General features: G+C 63.5%; 20 protein-coding genes and 1 other RNA gene. 19 read left to right on the top strand and 2 right to left on the bottom strand.

The genetic code is table 11. The annotated features are described in order from the left end of the window. From NO932_RS13025 to mraY, 8 genes are all read left to right on the top strand, one after another. Entirely contained in the window at positions 1-735 is a 735-nt protein-coding gene (locus NO932_RS13025) for a DnaJ family molecular chaperone (protein WP_309160558.1), read from the top strand. Positions 736-770: 35 nt separating this feature from the next. Next, an RNA gene (gene rnpB / locus NO932_RS13020) (RNase P RNA component class A) lies at positions 771-1,149 on the top strand. Between the two features lie 138 nt (positions 1,150-1,287). Then, entirely contained in the window at positions 1,288-2,265 is a 978-nt protein-coding gene (rsmH, locus tag NO932_RS13015) for a 16S rRNA (cytosine(1402)-N(4))-methyltransferase RsmH (protein WP_309207733.1), read from the top strand. Continuing rightward, positions 2,262-2,651 (top strand): hypothetical protein, encoded by a 390-nt coding sequence (locus NO932_RS13010; RefSeq protein WP_309160560.1) that lies wholly within the window; start codon positions 2,262-2,264, stop codon positions 2,649-2,651. Before rsmH ends, NO932_RS13010 begins: the two co-directional genes overlap by 4 nt. Further along, positions 2,648-4,393, top strand: a complete 1,746-nt coding sequence (locus NO932_RS13005; protein WP_309207731.1) for a penicillin-binding protein 2 — start codon at positions 2,648-2,650, stop codon at positions 4,391-4,393. The genes NO932_RS13010 and NO932_RS13005 overlap by 4 nt, the downstream gene beginning before the upstream one ends. Before the next feature lie 33 nt (positions 4,394-4,426). Next, entirely contained in the window at positions 4,427-5,869 is a 1,443-nt protein-coding gene (locus NO932_RS13000; RefSeq protein WP_309207729.1) for a UDP-N-acetylmuramoyl-L-alanyl-D-glutamate--2,6-diaminopimelate ligase, read from the top strand. 6 nt (positions 5,870-5,875) lie between these two features. Beyond that, positions 5,876-7,270, top strand: a complete 1,395-nt coding sequence (gene murF, locus NO932_RS12995) for a UDP-N-acetylmuramoyl-tripeptide--D-alanyl-D-alanine ligase (RefSeq protein ID WP_309207728.1) — start codon at positions 5,876-5,878, stop codon at positions 7,268-7,270. Positions 7,271-7,362: 92 nt separating this feature from the next. Further along, positions 7,363-8,448 (top strand): phospho-N-acetylmuramoyl-pentapeptide-transferase, encoded by a 1,086-nt coding sequence (gene mraY, locus NO932_RS12990; protein ID WP_309207727.1) that lies wholly within the window; start codon positions 7,363-7,365, stop codon positions 8,446-8,448. A gap of 1,701 nt (positions 8,449-10,149) precedes the next feature. On the opposite strand, the gene NO932_RS12985 is transcribed toward mraY, so the two are convergent. After that, complete coding sequence (locus NO932_RS12985) at positions 10,150-10,599, bottom strand: GNAT family N-acetyltransferase (RefSeq protein WP_309207726.1); 450 nt, start codon at positions 10,597-10,599, stop codon at positions 10,150-10,152. Between the two features lie 276 nt (positions 10,600-10,875). Here NO932_RS12985 and NO932_RS12980 point away from each other — a divergent pair, with 276 nt between their 5' ends. The 8 genes from NO932_RS12980 to NO932_RS12945 all read left to right on the top strand — a co-directional run bounded on the left by NO932_RS12980 (position 10,876) and on the right by NO932_RS12945 (position 19,651). Next, positions 10,876-12,045: a putative peptidoglycan glycosyltransferase FtsW gene (locus NO932_RS12980; protein WP_309207725.1), complete on the top strand. Its 1,170-nt coding sequence runs from the start codon at positions 10,876-10,878 to the stop codon at positions 12,043-12,045. Between the two features lies 1 nt (position 12,046). Next, positions 12,047-13,141, top strand: a complete 1,095-nt coding sequence (gene murG, locus NO932_RS12975; RefSeq protein ID WP_309207724.1) for an undecaprenyldiphospho-muramoylpentapeptide beta-N-acetylglucosaminyltransferase — start codon at positions 12,047-12,049, stop codon at positions 13,139-13,141. Next, on the top strand, positions 13,138-14,571 hold the full coding sequence (gene murC, locus NO932_RS12970; protein WP_309207723.1) for a UDP-N-acetylmuramate--L-alanine ligase: 1,434 nt from the start codon (positions 13,138-13,140) through the stop codon (positions 14,569-14,571). Before murG ends, murC begins: the two co-directional genes overlap by 4 nt. Beyond that, positions 14,568-15,545, top strand: a complete 978-nt coding sequence (gene murB / locus NO932_RS12965) for a UDP-N-acetylmuramate dehydrogenase (RefSeq protein WP_309207722.1) — start codon at positions 14,568-14,570, stop codon at positions 15,543-15,545. Before murC ends, murB begins: the two co-directional genes overlap by 4 nt. A 215-nt stretch (positions 15,546-15,760) precedes the next feature. After that, positions 15,761-16,681: a D-alanine--D-alanine ligase gene (locus NO932_RS12960; protein ID WP_309207721.1), complete on the top strand. Its 921-nt coding sequence runs from the start codon at positions 15,761-15,763 to the stop codon at positions 16,679-16,681. Continuing rightward, complete coding sequence (locus NO932_RS12955; protein ID WP_309207720.1) at positions 16,678-17,643, top strand: cell division protein FtsQ/DivIB; 966 nt, start codon at positions 16,678-16,680, stop codon at positions 17,641-17,643. The genes NO932_RS12960 and NO932_RS12955 overlap by 4 nt, the downstream gene beginning before the upstream one ends. Continuing rightward, positions 17,640-18,956, top strand: coding sequence for a cell division protein FtsA (gene ftsA, locus NO932_RS12950; RefSeq protein ID WP_309160572.1), 1,317 nt, complete (start codon positions 17,640-17,642; stop codon positions 18,954-18,956). Before NO932_RS12955 ends, ftsA begins: the two co-directional genes overlap by 4 nt. A 185-nt stretch (positions 18,957-19,141) precedes the next feature. Next, the gene (locus tag NO932_RS12945; RefSeq protein WP_309160573.1) at positions 19,142-19,651 is read left to right on the top strand and encodes a superoxide dismutase family protein; all 510 of its coding nucleotides are present in this window, start codon (positions 19,142-19,144) and stop codon (positions 19,649-19,651) included. A gap of 41 nt (positions 19,652-19,692) precedes the next feature. Here NO932_RS12945 and NO932_RS12940 read toward each other — a convergent pair whose 3' ends face one another. Beyond that, on the bottom strand, positions 19,693-20,169 hold the full coding sequence (locus NO932_RS12940) for a VOC family protein (RefSeq protein ID WP_309207719.1): 477 nt from the start codon (positions 20,167-20,169) through the stop codon (positions 19,693-19,695). Positions 20,170-20,404: 235 nt separating this feature from the next. Here NO932_RS12940 and ftsZ point away from each other — a divergent pair, with 235 nt between their 5' ends. The 3 genes from ftsZ (at position 20,405) to NO932_RS12925 (ending at position 24,092) form a co-directional block, all read left to right on the top strand. Next, entirely contained in the window at positions 20,405-22,087 is a 1,683-nt protein-coding gene (gene ftsZ / locus NO932_RS12935) for a cell division protein FtsZ (protein ID WP_309207718.1), read from the top strand. Between the two features lie 112 nt (positions 22,088-22,199). Further along, positions 22,200-23,156: a UDP-3-O-acyl-N-acetylglucosamine deacetylase gene (lpxC, locus tag NO932_RS12930; RefSeq protein ID WP_309207717.1), complete on the top strand. Its 957-nt coding sequence runs from the start codon at positions 22,200-22,202 to the stop codon at positions 23,154-23,156. 105 nt (positions 23,157-23,261) lie between these two features. Then, positions 23,262-24,092 (top strand): outer membrane protein assembly factor BamD, encoded by an 831-nt coding sequence (locus tag NO932_RS12925; protein ID WP_309207716.1) that lies wholly within the window; start codon positions 23,262-23,264, stop codon positions 24,090-24,092. The last annotated feature ends 94 nt before the right edge of the window (positions 24,093-24,186 follow it).

Genomic DNA, 24,186 nt, shown 5'->3' with positions numbered 1-24,186 from the left:
ATGTCGATCTGGCAGCAAATCGCGTCGTTCCTGGGTTCGTTCTCGCAAGGGAACGGGCTGGCGGGCGGCATCGCCAATATCCTCGATCCCGACAATTGGCTGCCGCGCGGTCGCGAGACGGCGTTCACCATGTCGATCATCGCGCTTTCCGCCAAAATGGCGGTGGCCGATGGTGTGGTGAGCCGGCGCGAGGTCATTACGTTCCATAAGCTTGTGGAAATTCCCGAAGGCGCCGACAAGCATGTCGACCGCTTCTTTGCGTTGGCGCAGCAGGATGTGGCGGGGTTCGATAGTTACGCGCGCAAGGTGCGCAAGCTGTTCAGCGACAGCCCTGCGACGCTCGAGCACGTGCTCGACGCTCTGTTCGAGATCGCAACGTCCGACGGGATCGTCCACGGGGACGAATTGGCGTATCTGGAGGCGATCAGCGAAATCTTCGGGTTCGATCCCGTCCGGTTCGAGCAGATCGCATCCCAGCATGTACTGCTGCCGACGGGGCGCCGCGACCCTTATGCGGTGCTCGGGCTGGCACCGGACGCCACCGATGAAGAACTGCGCAGGACCTATCGGCGGCTGGTCGCCGAGCACCATCCCGACAGGATGATCGCCAAGGGCGTGCCCGAGGAACTCATGGGGCTGGCGTCCGCCAAGATGGCATCGATCAATACTGCCTACCGCGACGTGACACGGGCGCGCGGCACGCGGCCGGCTTTGGCCTCGTCCGAAGCGACTTGACCCGGGGGTGGGGCGCACCCTACATCAGCGCGTCACCAGTTGACCGGGCGGCCGCCAAGCATGGCTTGGAGGAAAGTCCGGGCTCCATGAGAACACGGTGCCGGGTAACGCCCGGCGGGGGCGACCCCAGGGAAAGTGCCACAGAAAGCAAACCGCCCCGGCCTCGGCCAGGGTAAGGGTGAAAGGGTGCGGTAAGAGCGCACCGGGCGCCTGGCAACAGGAGCCGCACGGTAAACCCCACCGGGAGCAAGACCGAATAGGGACGATGGGAGCTTCGGCTCCAGCCGCGTTTTCACGGCCTGTCGTCCGGGTTGGTTGCATGAGGGTCCTGGCAACAGGGCTCGCAGATGAATGGTCGCCGCGTCCGCCTTCGGGTGGGCCCTACAGAACCCGGCTTACAGGTCAACTGGTGTCTCTTCTCCCGCCGGGACGGTTTGGGAAACAGAATCTTAAAGACTGGGATGCAATGTGGATCAAAGTGGAGCAATTCCGCTTTGATTTCGAGTTGTTGAGTTCCGGCCGACACGCGCCGGGCGCGAGTATCTGAACCAGATGGCCGAGCCCCAATCTTCCCACCAATCGGTGCTGCTGAGCGAGGTGCTCGAGGCGTTGGCGCCGCTCGAAAGTGCGCGCATCGTCGATGGCACGTTCGGCGCCGGGGGGTATTCGCGGGCGTTGTTGAATGCTGGTGCATCCGTTGTCGGGATCGATCGCGATCCGACCGTGGCGCCGTTCGTCGCGGCGCTGAAGGCCGAATTTCCCGACCGGTTCAGCTTCGTCGCCGGAGCGTTTTCCGAGCTCGATACACTGGCCGGCGAGGCTGGCATCGATGGGGTCGTTCTCGATATCGGGGTCAGCTCCATGCAGGTCGATCAGGCAGAGCGTGGATTTTCGTTCATGCGCTCGGGACCGCTCGATATGCGCATGAGCCGGGAAGGGGAAAGCGCCGCGGATCTGGTCAACACCCTGAGCGAAACCGATCTGGCCAATCTCATTTTCGCTTTCGGCGAGGAGCGCGCTTCGCGCCGGATCGCCAAGGCAATCGTTGCGGCGCGGGCCAGTGAGCCGATCAACGATACGCTGGCGTTGGCCCAGATCATCGAAAAGGCGGTTGGCCGCAAGCCGGGCGCACCGCATCCGGCCACGCGGACGTTCCAGGCGCTGCGCATTGCCGTCAATGGCGAGTTCGACGAGTTGGTCGAAGCGCTCTATGCCGCCGAACGCATCCTGCCCGAAGGTGGGCGGCTGGCGGTAGTGACCTTCCATTCGCTGGAGGACCGGATCGTCAAGCGCTTCTTTGACCAGAGCAAGACCGCCGCGCCGCAATCGCGGCACCTGCCGCAGGTTGAGCCCGTCGAAACCCGGTGGGCGCCGGTACGCAAGGCGATCAAGGCCGGAGCGGTCGAACTCGAGCGCAATGCCCGGTCGCGCTCGGCAACACTGCGCAGCGCAGTTCGGACCGCAGCACCGGCCCGCGCAGTGCAGACGGCAGGGCTCGGGGTTCCAGGTTTCAGGCGAGGTGCGGCATGAGCCGATTTCTGCATCGCCTCAATATCATCCTTGGCATCGTCGCGGTGATCGCGGTGGTCGCCGTCTACTCGCAAAAGCACATGGCGGAACTGACGGCTGAGGAGATCGGGCGGATCGAGGCGGCTATCGCCAAGCAGCAGGCCGATCTTTCGATCCTCAAGGCCGATTGGGCCTATCTCAATCAGCCGACGCATATCCAGCCTATCATCGACCGTCACAACGACGTGCTCAATCTGCAGGTGGCCGAAGTCGAGCAATTCGGCAGCTTTTCCGACCTCCCCATGCGCCCGCAGCAACGGCTCGATACCGAAGCGCTCGACGCTCTGTTTGAGACGATCGAGGAGGGCGAGGATCCGATAGGTTCGCTCCTGGAGGGGCTGCTATGAGCGCCATAACCCCCGACCACGATACGATTTCCCTCGACGGCGCGCGAAAGGCTCGCGGCAATCTCACCGGTGCGCGCATCCGCTGGGCCATGGTGTTCGTGCTGCTGGTGTTCTCGGTGATGTTCGGCCGCCTGATCTGGCTGGGCAATGTCGAAGTCGATACCAGCATCGAAGGCCAGACGCGCGATGCGATCATGGCTTCGCGCCCGTCGATCCTGGATCGCAATGGGTTGGAAATGGCCGTCGACATCCGCGTGCCCTCGCTGTTTGCCGAACCACGGCGCATCATCGACGTGGACGAGGCCGCCGACGCCATTCTGACCGTCTTGCCCGATCTCGATCCCGCCTGGCTTCGCAACCGGCTGACCGGGGATCGCGGCTTTGTATGGATCGCGCGCGAGCTGACGCCTGCCCAGCAGGACCGGATCATGCGGCTGGGCATTCCCGGTCTTGATTTTCTCGAGGAGAGCAAGCGCTTCTACCCCGGCGGGACGGTGGCCTCGCATGTGATGGGCGCGGTGAACATCGACAATGTCGGGATCGCGGGCATCGAAAAGCATCTCGACGACGACAACCTTGCGCTGCTGCAGAATTTGGGGCTGGCGCGTGACAGCGCGCTGACGCCGGTCAATCTTTCGATCGATCTGCGCGTGCAGCACATCCTCCACGACGAGCTTGTCGATGCGCTCGAGCGCTATCAGGCAATCGCGGCGGCTGGCGCGATCATGAACGTCAATACCGGCGAGATCGTCGCCATGGCGTCGCTCCCCGATTTCGATCCCAACGCGCCTGCCACCATGCTGCAGGAAGGCCATTTCAACCGGATCACCGCCGCCAAGTTCGAGCCGGGTTCGACCTTCAAGACCGTCACCATGGCGGCGACGCTCGACAGCGGCGCGGTGCGGATTACCGACCAGATCGATGCGCGCTTCGGCGTGCGGTTCGGGCGCTACACCATCGAGGATTTCCACGGCAAGTACCGCATTCTCTCGGTTCCCGAAGTTTACCAGTACTCGTCCAATATCGGCACCATCAAGATGATGCAGGCGATGGGCAAGGACAATTTCCGCGCCTTCATTGCGCGGATGGGTTTTGACGGGGTGCCGCCGATCGAGTTGCCCGAAGTGACCCAGTCGGCGGTTCCAGCCAATTTCTCGGAAGTGGGCGCTGCAACCGCCTCGTTCGGCCACGGGCTGAGCGTGACCCCCTTGCAGACGCTGCGCGCGATCAGCGCGTTCGTGAATGGCGGCAAGCTTGTCGAGCCGACCCTGTTCCCGCGCACGGAGGCCGAAGCCATGGCCAATGCGCCTCAGGTGATTTCGGAGCAGACGAGCCTTTATATCCGTTATCTGATGCGTCTCAATGCGTTGTCAGGTTCGGGCAGCCGCGGCAATGCCATCGCTGAGGGCTATCGCTGGGGCGGCAAGACGGGCACCGCAGAAAAGGTCGTCGATGGACGATATTCGAGCGAAAAGAGCCTGGCCTTCTTCGTTTCTGCTTTCCCGCTCGACAATCCGCAATATGCAATGATCGTTCTGGTGGACGAGCCGAGGCCGGAGAATGAGCAGTCGGGCCGTACGGCTGGCTGGAACGCTGGCGAGATGTCCGGCCGGATCGTGACGCGGATCGCTCCTATGCTCGGAATTCAGCCAAATCTCGATCCAATGATTGACACGCAACTGGTTCCCGTCGAATTGAGGGCCGGATTGCAGCAATCGCCGGTGTCGAGCACCGGACTCTGATCGGCCAATGCCGGAAACATGGGATATTTGACCTTGCCGTATTCGCTTGTCGACGTTCTCGGTGGCGCGCAAAGTGCCAAAGGCGCGGCCGGGATCGCCATAACGGGGCTTAACGCCGATAGCCGTCTGGTGGGAAAGGGAGAGGCATTCTTCGCGCTTCCCGGCACGCGGGGGCACGGCGTCGAGTATGCGCATGAGGTCGTGGGGCGTGGGGCCGCGGCGATCGTGACCGATACGCCGCCGCAGGCCGATCCGGGCATTCCGGTGGTGATTGTTCCCGATGTCCGCGCTGCCTACGCCCATGCCGCCGCGTTTGTGAGCGGGCCGCAACCGGCCCATTGCGTTGGCGTAACCGGCACCAACGGCAAGACTTCGGTGGTCTCTTTCGTGCGGCAGATCTGGGCCTATGCCGGTATGCGCGGGGCGAGCCTGGGAACGCTGGGCCTGATGGTCGGCGACACGCTGGTGCCCGGCGAGCTGACGACGCCCGATGCGCTGACGCTGCATCGTACGCTTGCCGATCTCAAGAGGCAGGGCGTCGACCATGTGGCCATGGAGGCATCGAGCCATGGCATCGACCAGCGGCGCCTTGACGGTGTGAAGTTTGAAGCTGTGGCTTTCACCAATCTCTATCGCGACCATCTCGATTATCACCATGACATCGACAGCTATCGCGACGCCAAGCTGAGGCTGTTTCGCGAGCTGATCGACGAGACGACAACCGCTGTCGTCAACTGCGATACCGAAGAAGGCACCACCTTCATGTTCGCGGCGCTGGATCGGGGTGCAACCGTTTTCACCGTTGGCGAGGGCGGGGCGCATATCGATGTCACCGAGGTCACGCCCGAGGGGCGCGGTCAGCGGATCAAGGGCAAGCTGGTGGGCGAGGATTTCGAGGTGCTGCTGCCGCTGGTTGGGCGCTTCCAGGTTTCCAATGCGGTGGTCGCTGCCGGGCTGGCGATGGCGAGCGGGGTGCCCAACGACGTCGCGATCGAGGCGCTGGGACATCTGCAGGGCGCCAAGGGGCGGCTGGAATTTGCCGGCAGCCGTGATGGCGGCAACGTCTTTATCGACTATTCGCACAAGCCCGAAGCGCTCAAGGTGGTGCTGGAAACGCTGCGGCCCTTCACCAAAGGGCGGCTGATCGTCGTCTTCGGGTGTGGCGGGGACCGGGACCGGGGAAAGCGGCCCGAGATGGGGAAGATCGCCGTCGATCTGGCCGACCTTACTATCGTTACAGACGACAATCCGCGCACTGAAGATGCCGCCGCCATTCGCGCGGAAATCCTGGCCGCGGCGCCCGGCGCGCTCGAAATCGGCGACCGGGCGGAGGCGATCAGTCACGCAATCGCCGAAATGGGGCCCGACGATACGGTTCTGGTGGCCGGCAAGGGGCACGAGGACTATCAGATCATCGGCAAGACCAAGCACCATTTCTCGGATCATGAAGTCGTCCGCTCGGCCCTTGGCGAGTAGGGGCTGATGGACGCGCTCTATTCGATCTCCGAGATCGTCGCGGCGACGGGTGGCAGCGCCGAGGGTGTCGCTGCCGGTGCGGTATCTTCGATCTCGATCGATTCCCGCGAGATTGCGCCGGGAGCGCTTTTCGTTGCCATCAAGGGCGAAAATTTCGACGGGCACGATTTCGTTGGCAAGGCGATAGAAGCCGGGGCCGTGGCCGCGCTGGTCAGCCGCGAGAAGGCAGAGGCGCTGGCCGGACTGCCGCTCATCGTCGTCGAGGACGCGCTCGAAGGGCTCAATGAACTCGCGCGGTTTTCGCGCAGCCGGTCGAAGGCGCGCATCGTGGCGGTGACCGGGAGCGTGGGGAAGACCTCGACCAAGGAGGCGATCCGGGTGGCGCTGGAGGCGAGCGGGAAGACGCACGCCTCGATCAAGAGCTTCAACAATCACTGGGGCGTGCCGCTGATGCTGGCGCGCATGCCCGCCGATATGCAGTTCGGCGTTTTCGAGATCGGCATGAACCATGCCGGGGAAATCACGCCGCTGTCTCGCCTCGTGCGGCCGCATGTGGCGGTGATCACCACCGTCGCGCCGGCGCATCTGGAGTTTTTTCCCTCGGTGGGGGCCATTGCCGATGCCAAGGCGGAGATTTTTTCCGGCGTCGAGCCAGGCGGGGCGGCGATTCTCGGGCGTGATCACGAGCATGTCGAGAGGCTGATCGATGCCGCCAGGGCGGCAGGGCTGGCGCCGTTGACCTACGGGTTCGAGGCGGCGGATGTGACGATCTCCGATTACCATCCCACGCCGGACGGCGGGGCCGCGAGAGTGAGCGGCGATGGGCTGTCGCTGGAGATTGCAACCGCTACGGCGGGGCGGCACATGCTGGCCAATGCCGTGGCGGCGCTGCTGGTGGCGCGGGCGCTTGGGGCCGATGTGGAAAAATCGGTTGCAGCTCTGGCCCGGCACGGAGCGCCGGAAGGCCGTGGGGCAGCGTCGCTTCTCGGTGATCGGGCCAATCCCCTCAGGCTCATCGATGAGAGTTATAACGCCAACCCTACCTCGATGCGCGCCGCGCTCGAGGTGTTCGCGGATATGCCGACGGCAGGCCGCAGAGTGCTGGTGCTTGGGGACATGCGTGAGTTGGGGGCGGCGGCCGAGGACTACCATGCCGAGCTCGCTCCGGCGGTCGTTTCGGCCAGGCCTGATCTCGTGTTTCTCGTCGGCCGGCATATGGGTGCGCTGGACGCGGCCTTGCCGGCCGGGCTTGTGGCCAAGCGGACACAGGCTGTGGACGAGATTGCGCAGGATGTTTTGCAAACGCTTGCGCCGGGCGACTCAGTTATGCTCAAGGGATCGAACGGGGTAAGACTGGGCACGTTGGTGGCCAGAATACGCGACCGCTTCGGTGCGCAGTAGTTTCGTTGGTCGCGCTTTAGACAAGCGCAGGTTTTTTATTACCGTTTCCACGGCGCAAGCAGGAAACACTCCAGAGGCACAGACCAAGCTCCATGCTCTATTTCCTGCAGCAGTTCGCAGATGCGGTTCCGGTCTTTAACGTCTTCCGTTACCTCTCCTTTCGGACCGGCGGCGCGATCATCACCGCGCTGTTTTTCGTGTTCCTGTTCGGGCCGGGCATGGTTAATTCGTTGCGCATCCGGCAGGGCAAGGGCCAGCCGATCCGCGAGGACGGGCCGCAAAGCCACCTTCTGACCAAGAAGGGCAAGCCTACCATGGGCGGACTGATGATCCTTTCGGGGGCGCTGGTTTCGATCCTGCTCTGGGCGGACCTTTCCAACCTCTATGTGTGGGCCGTGCTGCTGGTGACCACCGGCTTTGGGCTGGTCGGGTTCTACGACGATTACCTCAAGGTCAAGCACCAGAACCACAAGGGTTTCGGTGGCAAGCCGCGATTGGCGATAGAATCCGTTATCGCCATCGTCGCCTGCATGATGATCGCCAGCCAGGCACCGGCGGGTTATGAGCACGCGCTGCTGCTGCCGTTCGTCAAGGATTTGGCGCTCAATCTGGGGCTGTTCTTCTTTATCTTCGGCGCTTTCGTGATCGTGGGCGCGGGCAATGCGGTGAACCTCACCGACGGGCTCGACGGACTGGCCATCGTGCCGGTGATGATCGCGGCATCCGCGTTCGGGCTCATCGCCTATCTGGTGGGTAACCAAGTTTATTCCGACTATCTGTTCTTGAACTTCGTGCCGGGGACAGGGGAGCTTTCCATCGTCTGCGGTGCGTTGATCGGAGCGGGGCTCGGTTTCCTGTGGTTCAACGCGCCGCCAGCCCAGATCATCATGGGCGATACCGGCTCGCTATCGCTCGGCGGTGCTTTGGGGACCATCGCGGTGGCGACCAAGCACGAGATCGTCATGGCCATCGTGGGCGGCTTGTTCGTGCTCGAGGCAGTATCGGTGATCGTGCAGGTGACCTCTTATCGGCTCACCGGAAAACGCGTGTTCAAGATGGCGCCCATTCACCATCATTTCGAGCATCTGGGGTGGACCGAGAGCCAGATCGTCATCCGGTTCTGGATCATTGCCATGGTGCTGGCGCTTATCGGGCTTTCGTCGCTCAAGCTGCGGTAAAGCAGGGCGCGTGAAATCTCGGCAGCTTTGCAGGCATGCCAAATCGCCCTCCGGCTGAGCCTTCGGGTCATCGCGATTTCAAAAGACGGCATGGGGCGATGAACGCCTCGTGCTGTATTTGTTAGTATGAAGCGATCATCGCCCCACGCGTCCGGGATTTTGGGCTTATGGCGGCTTCTCGGGCTGGGGGTTGTTGAGAGTTTTTAGTGGGTCGGTTGGTCGAACCGAAAAAGTGGGAACCACTTTTTCTGCCAACCTCCCGGCCGTCCCCTCGCTGCCCCTCCGGGTTTCCCCGGTGCGACGTGGGAGTGATTGGATTGGTGGTCCGCTCACACCTTTTATCCACATCCGGCCATCTGTCCGCTTTGGGCCTTCCCCACGGCGACCCGTGAGGAACCCGAACCGATCCCGCCCAAACGTTCGTAGCGCTTGCGTCCATATGCGCGGGGTCGTGAGGGGAAGTATGGGGGAAACCGAGGGGGCGGGGATAAGTTTTTTGCGCGGGTGTTTTGTGGAAGCTCAGCGCCCCCCTCATCCCCGGCCCTTCTCCCACCAGGGGAGACGGGGCTCCTGGGGGAGCGTTGCGGCTGGGGCTCAGGCGCTGAGTGTACTGGATCCCGGCTCAAGGCCGGGATGACGGTGGGTGGGGTGATGGTGGGTATCTTCAAGGCTGCTGGAGACCTCCGCAGTAGAGCGTGGAGAGGTCCGGAGACGGGGGCGGTGCCCTGCCTAACCCCACCGTGTCGCCCCGGGCTTGACCCGGGGCAAGGTATGCGCGCCGTTTTCGGCTCTTGCCATGACGCAAGCTCAGCGCCCCCCTCATCCCCGACCCTTCTCCCACCAGGGGAGAAGGGGGCTCTTGGGGCATGTTCCTGAGAGGAGCCAGGAGCTCTGTGCTTGTGTTTACCCCATTACCCTTCTCCCCTGGTGGGAGAAGGTGGCCGCGAAGCGGTCGGATGAGGGGGCTCGGCATATCAACGGGCACCGGCGGTGATTGGTAAAGCTCAGCGCACCCCTCATCCGTCTCGCCCTTTGGGCGATCCACCTTCTCCCTCAAGGGGAGAAGGGGTTCCGGGGGAAGCCTTACGGCAAGATCTCTGCGCTCGTTGTCTCCAACCTCTCCATCCTCATCGCCTTCGTCCCCGGACCTGGAAGGCGAAGAGGGGGATGCGGGAGAAAGAGCCGGGAGCGGCGCGCATACCTGGCCCCGGGTCAAGCCCGGGGCGACAGTGGGGTGAAGGAGGACGGCACAAGGATTTTGGTGGGGCACTCCCCTCTCCATCGTCATTGTCGGGCTTGACCCGACAATCCGCAACGTTGCCTGCTGTGTGGGGGAGGTTGGGGGACGCACTTCTGATGAGTGCTTGGAAACCCTGCGGGTCTCGGGGTCGATACCCGGATCAAGTCCGGGGACGAAGACGACGAGGGGGAGAGGGTACGGGAGGAACCACAACGGTGGGGGGCGGCGAGAGAAAGGGAGAGGGAGAGGGTACGGGCAAGATTTGAGAGCGGCGCGGATACCTGGCCCGGGTCAAGCCCGGGGTGACACGGGTGGGGAATGGAGCGAGGGAGAGCGGAGGCACAAGCAGTTTTGGTGGGCACCCAACTCCGCTTGTGTGTTTGGCCCGATAGCTGCGGGGGCGATGGGCGGGAGGTTGGGGAGCCTGGAAACAGGGCGTCCTGGGAGACGCCCTGTTCGTTTCACGCTCTGAGGATCAGATGGGCGTTGCCGAATGGCAGGCCCTGATCGTCGTGTGTCCGGCGCGAGACTTCATCGAAGCCGAGCGTATGGTAGAAGGCACACGCCTGATGGTTGTCGAGATAGACTTCCAGTTCCAGTTCGCCCTTGAGCGCCTTGGCGTGCGCGACCAGGGCGCGGCCGATGCCGAGGCCCTGGCGGCGGGGGGAGACGAAGAGGCCGCCGATGAAATTGTCGAGCAGACTGATAAAGCCGGCTGGTTGATCGTCGGTGCAGGCGACCCAGGTTTCGGCCTTGGGGAGATAGACCGTTTCGATCAAGGCACGCTGCTCGCGCAGGCGGGCTTCGCCGATAAAGGGGTGAGCCAGCATGGACGCTTCGAACCAGATGGCCGAAAGCGCTTCGAGATCCGCCGCTTGATAGGCGCGGATCGTTACGTCGATGTTTTTCATGATTTTCCACAAAGAGAATGCATACAGAGACGGCGCCTCAGGGAGGGAGGCTGTGAACACACCGCGTTGAGCGGTCGGGATATCAGCCTCTGCGCATAAATCTCCTTGGTTTGAGCGCGACCGGTATAGCGGATGTTGGCGTTCAGGCCAAGCCATGGTTGCGAAATGGTAACCACTGGGGTGGTAATTCTCGCATTCTGCAACGAGTGTTTCGGATGGGCGGGGGCGGTCCGGACGTTCGCTAGTGATGTGTTGGCCGCGTATCGGAGCCGTGCCTTGACTGCCATTTCAGCCTGGTTCTCCCGTGAACGAAAGACGCCCATCGCCGAATGGTGGTGGACCGTGGACCGCGAATTGCTTTTTGCGCTGGTGGCGCTGATGGGATTCGGGGTGCTGCTGAGCTTTGCGGCGAGCCCGCCGGTGGCCGAACGCATCGGGCTGGGGCCGTGGCACTTCACACAGCGTCATGTGCTGTTCTGCATTCCGGCGCTGGCGGTGATGATCGCCGCCTCGATGATCAACGCCCGATGGGTGCGGGTCGTGGCGCTGGTCACCCTGATTGGCGGCGTGCTGCTGCTGGCGATGACGCTACGCTACGGCGTGGAGGTCAAGGGCGCGCGGCGTTGGGTGTCGTTCATGGGGCAATCGCTGCAGCCCATCGAATTCGTCAAGCCCGCACTGGCGATCATGTCGGGTTGGTTCATCTCCGAACAGATGAAGCGCAAGGATGTGCCCGGACATCTTCTGGCCATGGCTTCGACCGGACTGGTGATCTGCCTGCTGCTGCTGCAACCCGACCTTGGGCAGACGATCCTGGTTTCGGTGGTCTATGGCGGATTGCTGTTTCTTTCGGGCATGTCCTGGCTGGTGATCGGCGTTCTTGGCGTGGCGGCGCTCGGGTTGATGGTGGTGGCCTATACGTTTTTCCCGCATGTGGCGCGCCGTATCGACTCGTTCATCAGCCCGGAAACCGGCGATAGCTATCAGGCGCAGCGGGCGCTTGAATCCCTGCTCGAAGGCGGTTGGTTCGGCATGGGGCCGGGCGAGGGCATCGCCAAGCGCTACCTGCCGGACGCTCACGCGGACTTCGTGTTCGCCGCCGGTGCGAGCGAGTTCGGCATTCTCTTTTGCCTGATGCTGGTGTGCCTTATCGGGTTTATCGTGATCCGGGCGCTCAATCTGGCGCTGAGCCAGCAGAACCTTTTCAACCGCCTGGCGGCCAGCGCGCTGGCCATCCAGTTCGGGGTGCAGGCGGCGATCAACCTGACGGTCAATCTCAACCTCATTCCGCCCAAGGGGATGACGCTGCCGTTCATCTCCTATGGCGGCACCTCGATGATTGCCATCGGGCTGGGCATGGGGCTATTGCTGGCGCTGACCCGACGCAAGCCGGAGGAAACATTCGCCACCGGCCTGCCGATCCGCAGCGCGCTGAAGAACGGGTAATATGAGCACTTTCGCATTGATGGCCGGGGGAACGGGGGGGCACCTCTTTCCCGCCATGGCGCTGGCCCAGGAACTGGGCCGGCGGGGCCACGACATCCATCTGGTCACCGACGAACGCGTGACACATTACGGCGCGGAGTTTCCCGCAAGCGGCGTGCATGTGGTGCCCGCTGCGACGCCGTCGATCCGGCATCCGGTCAAGTTCGTCAAAGCCGGTTTCGTGATCCTTGGCGGGATCGGCAAGGCGCGGAAGGTGCTGCGCCAGATCAGGCCGGACGCGGTGGTGGGGTTTGGGGGATATCCGTGCTTCCCGCCCTTTCTGGCGGCGGCGACGATGGGCATTCCAGGCATTCTGCATGAGCAGAACGCGGTGCTGGGGCGCGCGAACCGGGCGCTGGCGCGGTTTGCCAAGGTGCTGGCGATGAGCTTTGCCGAGACGGCGCATGCCGATCGGTTCAAGCTCACCAAAGTGCTCGTCGGCAATCCGGTGCGCGACAGGGTTCGCGCGGTAGCCGGGACGCCTTATCCGGCGCTCGATGGCGAGCGGTCGATCAATATCCTGGTTTTCGGCGGCAGCCAGGGGGCGCGGGCCTTTTCCGATATCGTGCCGGCGGCGATCGCGCAGATGGACGAGCGGTTGCGCCGCAGGCTCAACGTCACCCAGCAATGCCGGGCCGAGGACCTCGACCGGGTGGCCGAAGCCTATCGCGCGGCGCGGGTGAATGTGGAAATGGCCACGTTTTTTGCCGATCTGCCGGAGCGCATCGCGGCCAGCCATCTGGTGATCGGGCGGGCCGGGGCTTCGACGGTCGCCGAATTGGGGGTTCTGGGACGCCCGTCCATCCTCGTGCCGCTGCCCGGATCGCTCGATCAGGACCAGCGCGCCAATGCGCTGGTGATGGAGCGGGCGGGCGGCGCCTGGGTTGCCGACCAGGCCACGCTTTCACCGCAATCTCTTGCAACCCAGCTTCACGATCTTCTGAACGCTCCGCATCGTCTCGCCGCTGCGGCCCAGGCCGCGCAATCGGTGGGCGTGGCCGACGCCGTCGAACGGCTGGCCAATCTCGTCGAGCAAACCGCCAAAGGACAATCATGAACACAAAGATGCCACGCGACATCGGCCCCGTGCACTTCATCGGCATCGGGGGGATCGGGATGAGCGGCATCGCAGAGGTGCTGCATACCCAGCGCTACACGGTGCGGGGATCGGACCAGGCGACCAACGCCAATGTGCAGCGGCTGCAGGCGATGGGCATCGAGGTGATGATCGGGCAGAAGGCCGAGAACATCGGCGACGCGGCCGTGGTGGTCGTATCCTCGGCCATCAAGAAGGACAATCCCGAACTCAAGGAAGCCCGCGCCAAGGGGCTGCCGATCGTGCGGCGGGCCGAGATGCTGGCCGAGATCATGCGCTTCAAGAACGCCATCGCGATCGGGGGCACGCATGGGAAGACCACGACGACCTCGATGGTGGCGGCGCTGCTCGATGCGGGACAGTTCGACCCCACGGTCATCAATGGTGGGATCATCAACGCCTATGGCACCAATGCTCGGTTGGGGCAGGGCGATTGGATGGTGGTCGAGGCCGACGAGAGCGACGGAACGTTCGTGAAGCTGCCGGCCGATGTGGCGGTGGTCACCAATATCGATCCCGAGCATCTCGACCACTACCACGACTTCGACGGGGTCAAGAAGGCGTTCCGCAATTTCGTCGAGAACGTGCCGTTCTACGGCTTTGCCGTGATGTGCCTCGACCATCCCACAGTGCAGGCGCTGGTGGGCGAGATCGAGGACCGGCGGATGATCACCTATGGGCGCAACCCCCAGGCGGACGTGCGGCTCATCGAGGTTTCCAACGACAACGGCACCAGCCGGTTCTCGGTGGTGATCCGCGACAGGATCAGCGGCAAGACGCGCAAGATCGCCGGGTTGGAACTGCCCATGCCGGGCATGCACAACGTGCTCAATGCGACCGCGGCGATTGCAGTGGCGCAGGAGCTCAAGATCAGCGACGAGCAGATCAGGGCCGGGCTCAAGGGGTTTGGCGGGGTCAAGCGGCGGTTCACCAAGACCGGGGAGGTCAATGGGATCACGGTGATCGATGATTACGGGCATCACCCGGTGGAAATATCCTCGGTGCTGCGGGCTGCGCGGCAATCGGCCCGGCGTGATGTGATCGCGGTGGTGCAGCCGCACCGCTATTCGCGGCTTCACGACCTGTTCGACGATTTCTCGGCCTGCTTCAACGAGGCCGACACCGTGCTGGTGGCGCCGGTCTATGCGGCGGGGGAAAGCCCGATCGAGGGCGTGTCGCATACCGAGCTGGTGGATCGCATCAGGGCGCGCGGGCATCGCGATGCGCGGGCGATTGCGGGACCCCAAGAGCTGGCAGGGTTGATCGCGGAACGGGCGAGCGAAGGCGACTATGTGGTGTGCCTGGGGGCGGGGAACATCACGCTCTGGGCGGCGGCGCTGCCCGGTGAACTTGAGGCGGAACTTGCGGGCAAGGCACGGGCCAGCGCATGAGTTTTCCCGATCTTTTGCCGCAGCTTGCCGGATGGACGGACACGGTGCGGGGCACGCTGATTGCCAACCATCCGCTCGCCAAGGTGAGCTGGTTCCGCGTGGGCGGGCCGGCGCAGCTTTATTTCGAGCCGGCCGATGAGGCCGATCTTGCGCTGTACCTCAAGAACCTGCCTGCCGATATCAAGGTGACGGTGATCGGGCTGGGATCGAACCTTCTGATCCGCGACGGCGGGATCGACGGGGTCGTGGTCAAGCTGCCGGCCAAGGCGTTCGGCGGGGTTGAGGTGCTGGAGGGCAATCGCATTCGCGCGGGCGCCGGGCTGCCGGACGTCAAGATCGCGACGGCGGCGGCCAAGGCCGGGGTCGATGGGTTGCAATTCTTCCGCGGAATTCCGGGGGCGGTCGGGGGTGCGCTCTATATGAATGCGGGGTGCTATGGCACCGAGACGCGCGAACGGGTGGTGAGCCTGCGCGGGGTGACGCGGCGGGGCGAGATCATCGAGCTCTCCAACGCGGATATGGATTACAGCTATCGCCACTCGAACGGGCCCGAAGGGGTGATCTTCACCTCGGCGGTGTTCGAGGGGGCGCCGGGGGACAGCGAGGAGATCCTCGCCAAGATGCGCGAGATCACCGACCGGCGGGAATCCACCCAGCCAACCAACACGCGCACGGGGGGATCGACGTTCAAGAACCCCGATGGGCTCTCGGCCTGGAAGCTTGTCGATGAGGCCGGGTGCCGGGGACTGCGCATCGGGGATGCGCAAGTGTCGGAGATGCATACGAACTTTCTCATCAATCTCGATGCGGCGAGCGCGCATGAGATCGAGACGCTGGGGGAGACGGTGCGCGCCAAGGTGCGGGAAAAGCACGGGATCGAGCTCAACTGGGAAATCCGGCGGATGGGGCATTTCGAGGCCGGGCGGGAAGTGCGCGAGTTTCTGGACGGCGGGGTTTTCGCCGGGGTGCAATAGCGGGCGAGGGTGCGCGCCGCTGACTCAGCGCACCCCTCACCCCAGCCCTCTCCCCTCACGAGGGGAGAGGGGGAAAGTGGCTCCGAGATGGGGCGTGAAATAGCGGGCAGGGCGGATGCGGAAGCGCTGAGCACCCCTCACCCCCGGCCCCTCTCCCTCAAGGGGAGAGGGGGGCGAACGATGCAGGCGAATAGGATAACTAAAGGCGGTGAGTGATGGCCAAACATGTAGCAGTGCTCAAGGGCGGGTGGTCGCATGAGCGCGAGGTGTCGCTTGCCTCGGGAGAGCAGTGCGCCGAGGCGCTGCGCAAGGCGGGCTATGAGGTTACCGAGATCGATGTGGGCCGGGACATTGCCGACGTTCTCAGCCGGCTCAAGCCCGATGTGGTGTTCAATGCGCTGCATGGGCGGTTCGGGGAGGATGGGACGATCCAGGGGCTGCTGGAGATTCTGGGGATTCCCTATACCCATTCGGGGATCCTGGCCTCCTCGCTCGCCATGGACAAGCATCAGGCCAAGGTGATGTTCAAGGCGGCGGGGGTCAATGTCACCGATCACGTGATCGCCACGCGCGACGAGATCGCCCGCAGCCATGTGATGGCGCCGCCCTATGTGGTGAAGCCCTACAATGACGGGTCGAGCGTCAACGTCTTCATCGTCAAGGAAGGCCAGGAGCATCCGCCCCAGGAGATCCTGCGCACCGACTGGGACGGGGACGAAGAGCTGATGGTCGAGCGGTTCATCCCCGGGCGCGAACTCACATGCGCCGTTATGGGGGATGTGGCGCTGGGGGTGATCGAGGTCGTTACCGACCTGGCATTCTACAACTATGAGGCAAAGTACGCTGCGGGCGGGTCAAATCACGTGCTGCCGGCGCAGGTTTCACCGAAAATTTACGAAAAAGTTCAGAAAATGTCGCTCATGGCGCATGCTGCTTTGGGCTGCCGAGGCGTGTCGCGGAGCGACTTCCGCTACGACCCGCGCGGGGGCGACGACGGCGAACTCGTGTGCCTCGAAATCAATACCCAGCCGGGGATGACCAAGACCTCGCTGGTGCCCGAGTTGGCGGCCCATGCCGGCCATTCGTTCGAAGAGCTGGTGAGCTGGATGGTGGAGGACGCAAGTTGCAACAGGTGAGGCGCAAAGAGTCCTTTACGGCCGCGCCTGCTTCCACCGTCGCGCCGCCGGCGCCGCGCATCGAGCGTCCCGCCCTGCGGGTGGTTTCCAACCTTTCTCCCGTAACGCGCGACCGGGCGCTGGTTCCGGGGCAGGGGCGCGGCACGCTGGTGCCCGTGCGCCGGCGCGGCGGCATGCTGGTCACGCTGGGCAATTGGTGGGTGCTCCACAAGCGCCTGGCGCTGCGCCTCATCACGCTGCTGGTTGCAGCAACGCTGGCGATCGGGGGCTATGTGCTGCGCGAGGATCTGGGGGAAGGGCTTGGGCTGGTTGGCGCCCTCATGAACGGCCAGATGGCCGATGTCGGGTTTTCCATCGCCAGCATAGAGATCAACGGGCTCTCGCTCACCCGCGAGGCCGACGTGGCACATGCGCTGGGCATTGAGGCGGGGTCGTCCAGCCTTGGGTTCGATATCGCCGCGGCGAGGCTGCGGGTGGAGGAAATTCCCTCGGTGGACGAAGCGACGATCCGCAAGGTCTATCCGGATTCACTGGTGGTCTCGATCACCGAGAAAGAGCCGATGGCCCGCTGGCGGATCGACGGCGCGACGATGCTGATCGACGGTTCGGGTTCGCCCATCGCGCCGGCAAGCGTCGAAAACGGCGATCTGCCGCTGGTGATCGGCGAGGGCGCCGGGGACGATGCGCTGGCGATGATCAACCTCGTCAACCGCTACCCCGACCTGACGTTCGACCTCGCGGCGCTCAACCGGGTGGCCGACCGGCGTTGGGACCTGATCTTTTATTCCGGCCTGCGCGTGCAGCTTCCCGAAACCGGGGTGGTCGATGCGCTGAGCCGGCTCAACGACTACCAATTGGAGCACCAGGTGCTGCAGCGCGATCTCGACCTGATCGACATGCGCGTGGCGCAATATGTGGCCGTGCGGCCGACGGTTCGCGAAGAAGAAGACGACAGCCAATGATGACCTCTGCGATGACAGCGCGTTTGAAGCCGGTGCAGCCCGGGCGGTCCTCGCTTGTGACGGTGCTCGACATCGGTTCGACCAAGATCTGCTGTGTAATCGCCCGGCTGGTGCCGCGGCCCGAGGGCAGGGCCCTGCGGGGGCGCACCCATGTGGCCGAAATCATCGGCTTTGGCTACGGGCCCTCGGCGGGGGTCAAGAGCGGGGTGGTGACCGATCTCGACAAGGCCGAGCAGGCGATCCGTTCCGTGGTTGGCATGGCTGAGCGGGCGGCGGGGATCACCGTGCAATCGGTGGTGGTGAACGTCACGGCCGGACGGCTGGGCTCGGAGACGTTTTCGGCGAGCGTGTCGCTGGACGGTCATGAGGTGGAGCCCGCCGATATTTCGCGCGTGCTGATCGCGGTCAACGAGCGCAGCGTGCGCGAAGAGCGCTCGATCATCCACGCGCTGCCGATCGGCTATGCGCTGGACGGGCAGAAGGGCGTTCGCGATCCGCGCGGCATGGTGGGTGAGACGCTGGGGGTCGATGTTGCGGTGATTTCCGCCGAAACGCTGGCCATGCGCAACATCGAACTGGCGCTCAACAAATGTCATCTCGAAGTCGAAGCGCTGATGGCGACGCCTTACGCGTCGGGGCTGGCGACGCTGGTGGACGACGAGGCCGATCTTGGGGTCGCCTGTATCGACATGGGCGGCGCGACGACGACAGTATCGGTGTTTGCCGACGGGCATCTGGTTTACGCCGACGCCCTGGCGATCGGCGGGCACCACATCACGCTCGATATCGCGCGGCAGCTCTCGGTGAGCGTGGCCGATGCCGAACGGCTCAAGACGCTCTACGGCTCGTGCCTGCCGGGGCAGACCGACGAGACTGACGTGATCACGGTGATGCCGATCGGCGCCAACTCCCATGAATCGCCCAATTCGATATCGCGCGAGATGCTGACGCAGGTGATCCGGCCGCGCGTCGAGGAAATCCTCGAGGCGATCCGCGACAGGATGCAGGCGACGGGAATGATGGACATTTCGGGCCGGCGGTTCGTCCTCACCGGCGGCGGATCGGACCTCACCGGTTTGCCTGAATTGGCGCGGCGCATGCTGGCGCGCAACGTGCGCAACGGGCGTCCGCTGGGGGTTTCCGGGTTGCCCGATCGCGCCAAGGGGCCGGCTTTTGCGACGGTTGCCGGCATGCTGGTCTATCCGCAGGTGTGCGGAGCCGAATATGTGCAACCGCGCCCGACACGCAAGATCACCGGATCGGACGGCTATCTCGCCAGGGTGGGAAGCTGGCTCAAGTCGGGCTTCGTGTAGGTCAGGTTCTTCCTCTGCATGGCGTACGGGGTGGTGGGGACTTGAGGCGATCCCTGCCGCTGACGTGTTGCAACCTAGGCAATCGAGGGGAACCGCCCGGAGTTGGGATCATTGGTCCGATGTGGTTGGGGCAGTGGCCGGCATGGCCGCGTCAATTGACACCAACATTTCGGAGGACCGGATTCATGAAGCTCCTTACGGTTGCGGCAGTGGCAAGCTGTGCGCTCCTGGCGTCTCCTGCGTTTGCGCAGGAGCAGACCGCCACCGCCACTTTCATTGATGCAGAAGGGCAGGAGGTTGGAACGGCGAACCTGACCGGGACGCCCAAAGGCGTGCTGATCGAAGTGGAGGCCACAGGCCTGCCGGCCGATCAATGGGTCGCCTTTCACGTGCACGAGACGGGCACGTGCGATCACGAAACCGATCATGAATCGGCCGGCGAGCACTTCAATCCCGCCGATGTCGAGCATGGGTATCTCACCGAAACCGGCCCGCATGCCGGGGATATGCCGAACCAGTATGTGAACGCCGAGGGAACCCTCAACGCGCATGTGTTCAATTCCCTCGTGACCCTCGATGAGGGTGAAGCGGGGATAATGGGACGCGCGCTGATGATCCACGGGGGTGGGGACGACTATCAGAGCCAGCCCTCGGGCGATGCGGGCGACAGGATCGCCTGCGCGGTGATCGAATAAGGCGGAGGGGCTGCGGAAGGCTGCCGCAGCCCCTTTCTTGGTTATTCGCCGCGATAGGCCTTTTCCAGATCGGCGACGATCAGCTTTTTCATGCCGAGCATGGCCTTTGTGGCGCGCTGGGCGCCGGCGGGATCGCTGCCGGTGACCGTCCGATAGAGCGCCTTGGGCACGATCTGCCAGGAGACGCCGAACTTGTCCTTGACCCAGCCGCACTGGCTTTCGGCGCCTCCACCCTGGGTGAGCTTGTCCCAGTAATAGTCGACCTCGGCCTGGTCCTCGCAATCGATAATGAAGGATATGGCCTCGGAGAACTTGAAGTGCGGACCGCCATTGATGGCGTTGAAGCGCTGGCCGAGGAGTTCGAAATCGCCGGTCATCACCTTACCGGGCTCACCCATGCCACCTTCGGGATAGCGGGCGGTGCCGTGAATCTTGGCGTCGGGGAATACGGAAGCGTAAAATTCCATCGCCTCCTCGAGATTGTCGTCAAACCACAGGCTTGGGGTAATCCTGGACATTGTCGTTCCTCCTAAAAAACCGAGAAGTTATATTCTTATTTGGTTATATAGTAGGGCGCGCGAATGTCAAGCGGCATATGAATCGTTGCGGGCAAATCATGCTTAACGTGCGGTGACTTTGTGGCTGTCAAGCCTCGCATTTTGCAGCGTGGTTAACGAAATCGGTAGAGTTGTTAGGGTCCGGTTAACGAATTGAGCGCTACATCTTGCCCATACAGCCACTATGGGGCCAGAGATGACAATCAACCTTCAGATTCCGGGAATCCAAGAACTTAAGCCGAGAATCACCGTCTTTGGCGTCGGTGGTGCAGGCGGCAACGCGGTTAACAACATGATTAATTCGGGGCTGGAAGGCGTCGAATTCGTTGTGGCCAATACCGACGCGCAGGCGCTGGCGCTCTCCCGCGCGCAGCGCGTGATCCAGCTCGGGGTCGGGGTGACCGAAGGGCTCGGCGCCGGATCGCACCCCGAAGTGGGACGTGCCGCCGCGGAAGAAAGCTTTGACGAGCTTAACGACCATCTCTCCGGTTCGCACATGGTGTTCATCACCGCCGGCATGGGTGGTGGCACCGGGACCGGTGCGGCGCCTGTGGTGGCGCGCGCGGCTCGCGAGCAGGGCATCCTGACGGTCGGTGTAGTGACCAAGCCCTTCCAGTTCGAAGGCAATCGCCGCATGAAACTGGCTGACGAGGGTATCGATGAGCTGCATCGTCATGTCGATACGCTGATCGTCATTCCCAACCAGAACCTTTTCCGTGTGGCCAACGAAAAGACCACCTTTGCCGACGCATTCGCAATGGCCGACGAGGTGCTGTTCTCGGGTGTTGCCTGCATCACCGATCTGATGGTCAAGGAAGGCCTCATCAACCTCGACTTCGCCGACGTGCGCGCCGTGATGCGCGGCATGGGCAAGGCGATGATGGGGACCGGTGAGGCTGAGGGTGAAGATCGTGCCCGTCACGCCGCCGAGGCGGCGATCGCTAATCCGCTGCTCGACGATGTCTCGATGCAGGGCGCGCGCGGCCTGTTGATCTCGATCACCGGCGGCAAGGATATGACGCTTTACGAAGTCGACGAAGCCGCTTCGCGCATCCGCGAGGAGGTCGACTCCGACGCCAACATCATCCTGGGCGCAACGTTCGACGAGTCGCTCCAGGGCAAGGTTCGCGTTTCGGTGGTCGCTACGGGCACCGACGCACTGATGGTGCAGGCACTCGATCCGGTTAAGCCCAATGCGGCGCGTCAGCCGCTTCAGGCCCGCCGTCCTGCCGAAGGGCAGCCTCAGCCCCAAGCTGCCGCTCCGGCCCAGGCGCCCCGCGCCGAGCAGCCTGCTCCGGTCGCTGCGGACATGAGTGACGATCAGTTCGAAGCCGCCGTGGCTCAGGCGATCAAGACCGGCAATCCGGCTCCTGCCGCTCAGCAGCCGGTCGAAGACAGCGGCGTCACGATCGAGCCCTATACGCCGGCAGCGCCCGTGCGTCAGCCGGTGGAAGAGACCCAGCGTGCTCCGGAAGCCGCGATGCCCCGGCCCTATGTGCCTTCGGGTGCCGAGCGGCCTCAGCTCCAGCGCCGTGTTGTCCGTCCGGACGATCTGCCGCCGGTCGTCCGCGCGCAGATGGAGCAGCCGCGCAGCGAGGAGCCGCGCAATGCCCGGGCCCTGTTCCGCCGGCTTGCATCCAATGTGGGGCTGAATCTCGGCGGTGAAGCCGAGCCTCAGGCCGAACCGGAACGCGTGCAGCCCCAGTTTGACGATGCCGCGGCGCGCAGCGCCATCGAGGCGGCGAGCCCCCGTCCGGCCGCTCCGCGTCCCCAGGCCGAGGGTGCCGCGGGACATCTCGACGCACATGGCCGGGCCCCGGCGCGGGCTCCGCAAAAGGAGCAGCTTGAAATTCCGGCGTTTCTCAAACGCCACGGTTGATCCAAAATCTGGTGTTAAAGCTTGAATCGGCCTGACGTTGCTTTTACGTCAGGCCGATCTTCGTTAGTAAGGCGATTGGGCCGCCGACAAACCAGAAGGGCCCGGAGTACCGATGAAAAACCCGACCGTGCGCCAGTGCACGCTGACCCGTCCGGCTGAGTTCGCCGGAATCGGCGTTCACAACGGCCAGCCTTCACGCCTTACGATCAAGCCAGCTTCCGCCGACAGCGGGTATACGCTGACGCGAATCGCGGAAGATGGAACAGTTCTGGGCAGCGCCAGAATCGATCATGCACGGGTCAGCCGTACGTCGCTGTGCACCGTGATCGATCTCGGTCAATCGATCAGCGTCGCCACGGTCGAGCACGTGCTTTCCGCGCTCAATGGGCTGGGCATCGACAATGCCGAGATCGTGGTGACCGGCGAGGAGTGCCCGATCATCGACGGGAGCGCCGAACCGTTCGTCGATGCAGTGCTCGATGCGGGGATTTCGATCCAGCCCCAGCGCAAGAAATTCATCCGCATCCTGCGCTCGGTGACGGTGCGCGACAACGATGCGTTCGCCATGCTGGAGCCCTACAACGGGCGGGCGTTCGACGTGGAGATCGACTTCAACTCCAAGGTGATCGGTCGCCAGCGGATGATCTTCGACTGGTCGCCGCGCAAATTCGCCATCCAGGTGGCGCCGGCCCGCACCTTCGGTTTCGTCGCGCAGGCCAAGGTGTTGCGTCAGGCAGGATATGCGTTGGGCTCAAGCCTCGAGAACTCGATCGCCATCGAGGAAGAAAAAATCGTCAATCCCGATGGGTTGCGATTCGAGGACGAGTTCGTGCGCCACAAGCTGCTCGACGCGGTCGGCGATCTGGCACTGGCCGGGTTGCCTATCTACGGCCGGTTCCGGTCCTATAAGGGCGGGCACGGCCTCAACGCGCTGGTGCTCAAGTCGCTGTTTGCCAGCGAAGCCAATTTCGAGATCATGGAAGCCGATGCGCTGCCGCTCGAAATGGAAGCGCTTGGCGATTTGCCCGACAGGCTGTCCGTGGAGCCCTACTTGCGCTCTATCGGCTGAATAGGCCATAAACCCCGTCACAGTTTTGGACATATTCCTCGCTAGCGGGGAGCATGGACGTGCGGGTCACGGCTTTCGCCGGGCCATGAGAGAACGGAGTATTTCGTGAATATCATAGCCAGACAGAGCAAGACGCCCGTGCTTTTGCGGATGACGGCTGCCATTGCCATGGTGGGCGTTCTCGCCGCCTGTTCGCCCATGAGCATGTTCTCGCGCCAGGACGAAGAGCCGCTGGTTCCGCCCGATCAGCTCTATGCGAGCGCGCTCGAGAACATGGAAAACGACCGCTACAATGCGGCAATCGAAGATCTCGAGACGCTGGAGCGCCAGAATCCGTTCTCGGACGTCAACGAGCGGGCCAGGGTCATGCTGACCTTTGCGAACTTCCGGTCCGGACGGTTTGAAGAAGCGGTGTTGGCGGCGGACCGGTTCCTGGCGCTTTATCCCAGATCCTCGGAAGTGCCCTATGTGCTGTTCCTCAAGGGCAGTGCGTATTATCAGCAGATCACCGACATCACGCGCGACCAGGAACTTGCGGCGAACGCCATCGAGACGTTCACCCAACTCCAGTCCGCCTATCCCGATTCCCGATATGCCGAGGAATCGCGCCAGATGCTGCTGGTTTCGCGCGACCAGGTGGCCGGCAAAGAGATGAGCGTCGGCCGCTATTATCTCGGCAATGGCCGCCATACGGCCGCGATCAATCGTTTCCGGGTGGTGGTCGAGGAGCACGAGACCAGTACGCATGTCGAAGAGGCGCTCTACCGCCTTATCGAAGCCTATCTCGCCATCGGGCTGGTCGGAGAAGCGCAGACCGCCGCCGCAGTGCTCGGCACCAATTATCCGAGTTCGGAATGGTATCAGCGCGGCTTTGCCCTGCTGCAGGACCAAGGGCTGTCGCCGCAGATGATGACCGGGAACTGGATGTCGGACTGACCGGCTGCACCCCAAATCATGAAACGCCCCGGCATTGCGCCGGGGCGTTTTCGTATCGGCTTGCCGGTGCTGAAATGTTCCTGTAATGTTCTAG

The organism is Pelagibacterium sp. 26DY04 (genome assembly GCF_031202305.1).
GTDB lineage: Bacteria > Pseudomonadota > Alphaproteobacteria > Rhizobiales > Devosiaceae > Pelagibacterium.
Note: the sequence above shows the minus strand (reverse complement) of the source record. Positions and strands in the feature narration are given on the sequence as shown.

Coding starts and splice junctions, on each gene's coding strand:
- NO932_RS12940 (WP_309207719.1), bottom strand. CDS start 20,169: ATGTCCAGGATTACCCCAAGCCTGTGGTTTGACGACAATCTCGAGGAG.
- murC (WP_309207723.1), top strand. CDS start 13,138: ATGAACACAAAGATGCCACGCGACATCGGCCCCGTGCACTTCATCGGC.
- NO932_RS12960 (WP_309207721.1), top strand. CDS start 15,761: ATGGCCAAACATGTAGCAGTGCTCAAGGGCGGGTGGTCGCATGAGCGC.
- NO932_RS12985 (WP_309207726.1), bottom strand. CDS start 10,599: ATGAAAAACATCGACGTAACGATCCGCGCCTATCAAGCGGCGGATCTC.
- rsmH (WP_309207733.1), top strand. CDS start 1,288: ATGGCCGAGCCCCAATCTTCCCACCAATCGGTGCTGCTGAGCGAGGTG.
- murF (WP_309207728.1), top strand. CDS start 5,876: ATGGACGCGCTCTATTCGATCTCCGAGATCGTCGCGGCGACGGGTGGC.
- NO932_RS12945 (WP_309160573.1), top strand. CDS start 19,142: ATGAAGCTCCTTACGGTTGCGGCAGTGGCAAGCTGTGCGCTCCTGGCG.
- ftsZ (WP_309207718.1), top strand. CDS start 20,405: ATGACAATCAACCTTCAGATTCCGGGAATCCAAGAACTTAAGCCGAGA.
- murB (WP_309207722.1), top strand. CDS start 14,568: ATGAGTTTTCCCGATCTTTTGCCGCAGCTTGCCGGATGGACGGACACG.
- NO932_RS13005 (WP_309207731.1), top strand. CDS start 2,648: ATGAGCGCCATAACCCCCGACCACGATACGATTTCCCTCGACGGCGCG.
- NO932_RS13025 (WP_309160558.1), top strand. CDS start 1: ATGTCGATCTGGCAGCAAATCGCGTCGTTCCTGGGTTCGTTCTCGCAA.
- ftsA (WP_309160572.1), top strand. CDS start 17,640: ATGATGACCTCTGCGATGACAGCGCGTTTGAAGCCGGTGCAGCCCGGG.
- NO932_RS13010 (WP_309160560.1), top strand. CDS start 2,262: ATGAGCCGATTTCTGCATCGCCTCAATATCATCCTTGGCATCGTCGCG.
- lpxC (WP_309207717.1), top strand. CDS start 22,200: ATGAAAAACCCGACCGTGCGCCAGTGCACGCTGACCCGTCCGGCTGAG.
- mraY (WP_309207727.1), top strand. CDS start 7,363: ATGCTCTATTTCCTGCAGCAGTTCGCAGATGCGGTTCCGGTCTTTAAC.
- murG (WP_309207724.1), top strand. CDS start 12,047: ATGAGCACTTTCGCATTGATGGCCGGGGGAACGGGGGGGCACCTCTTT.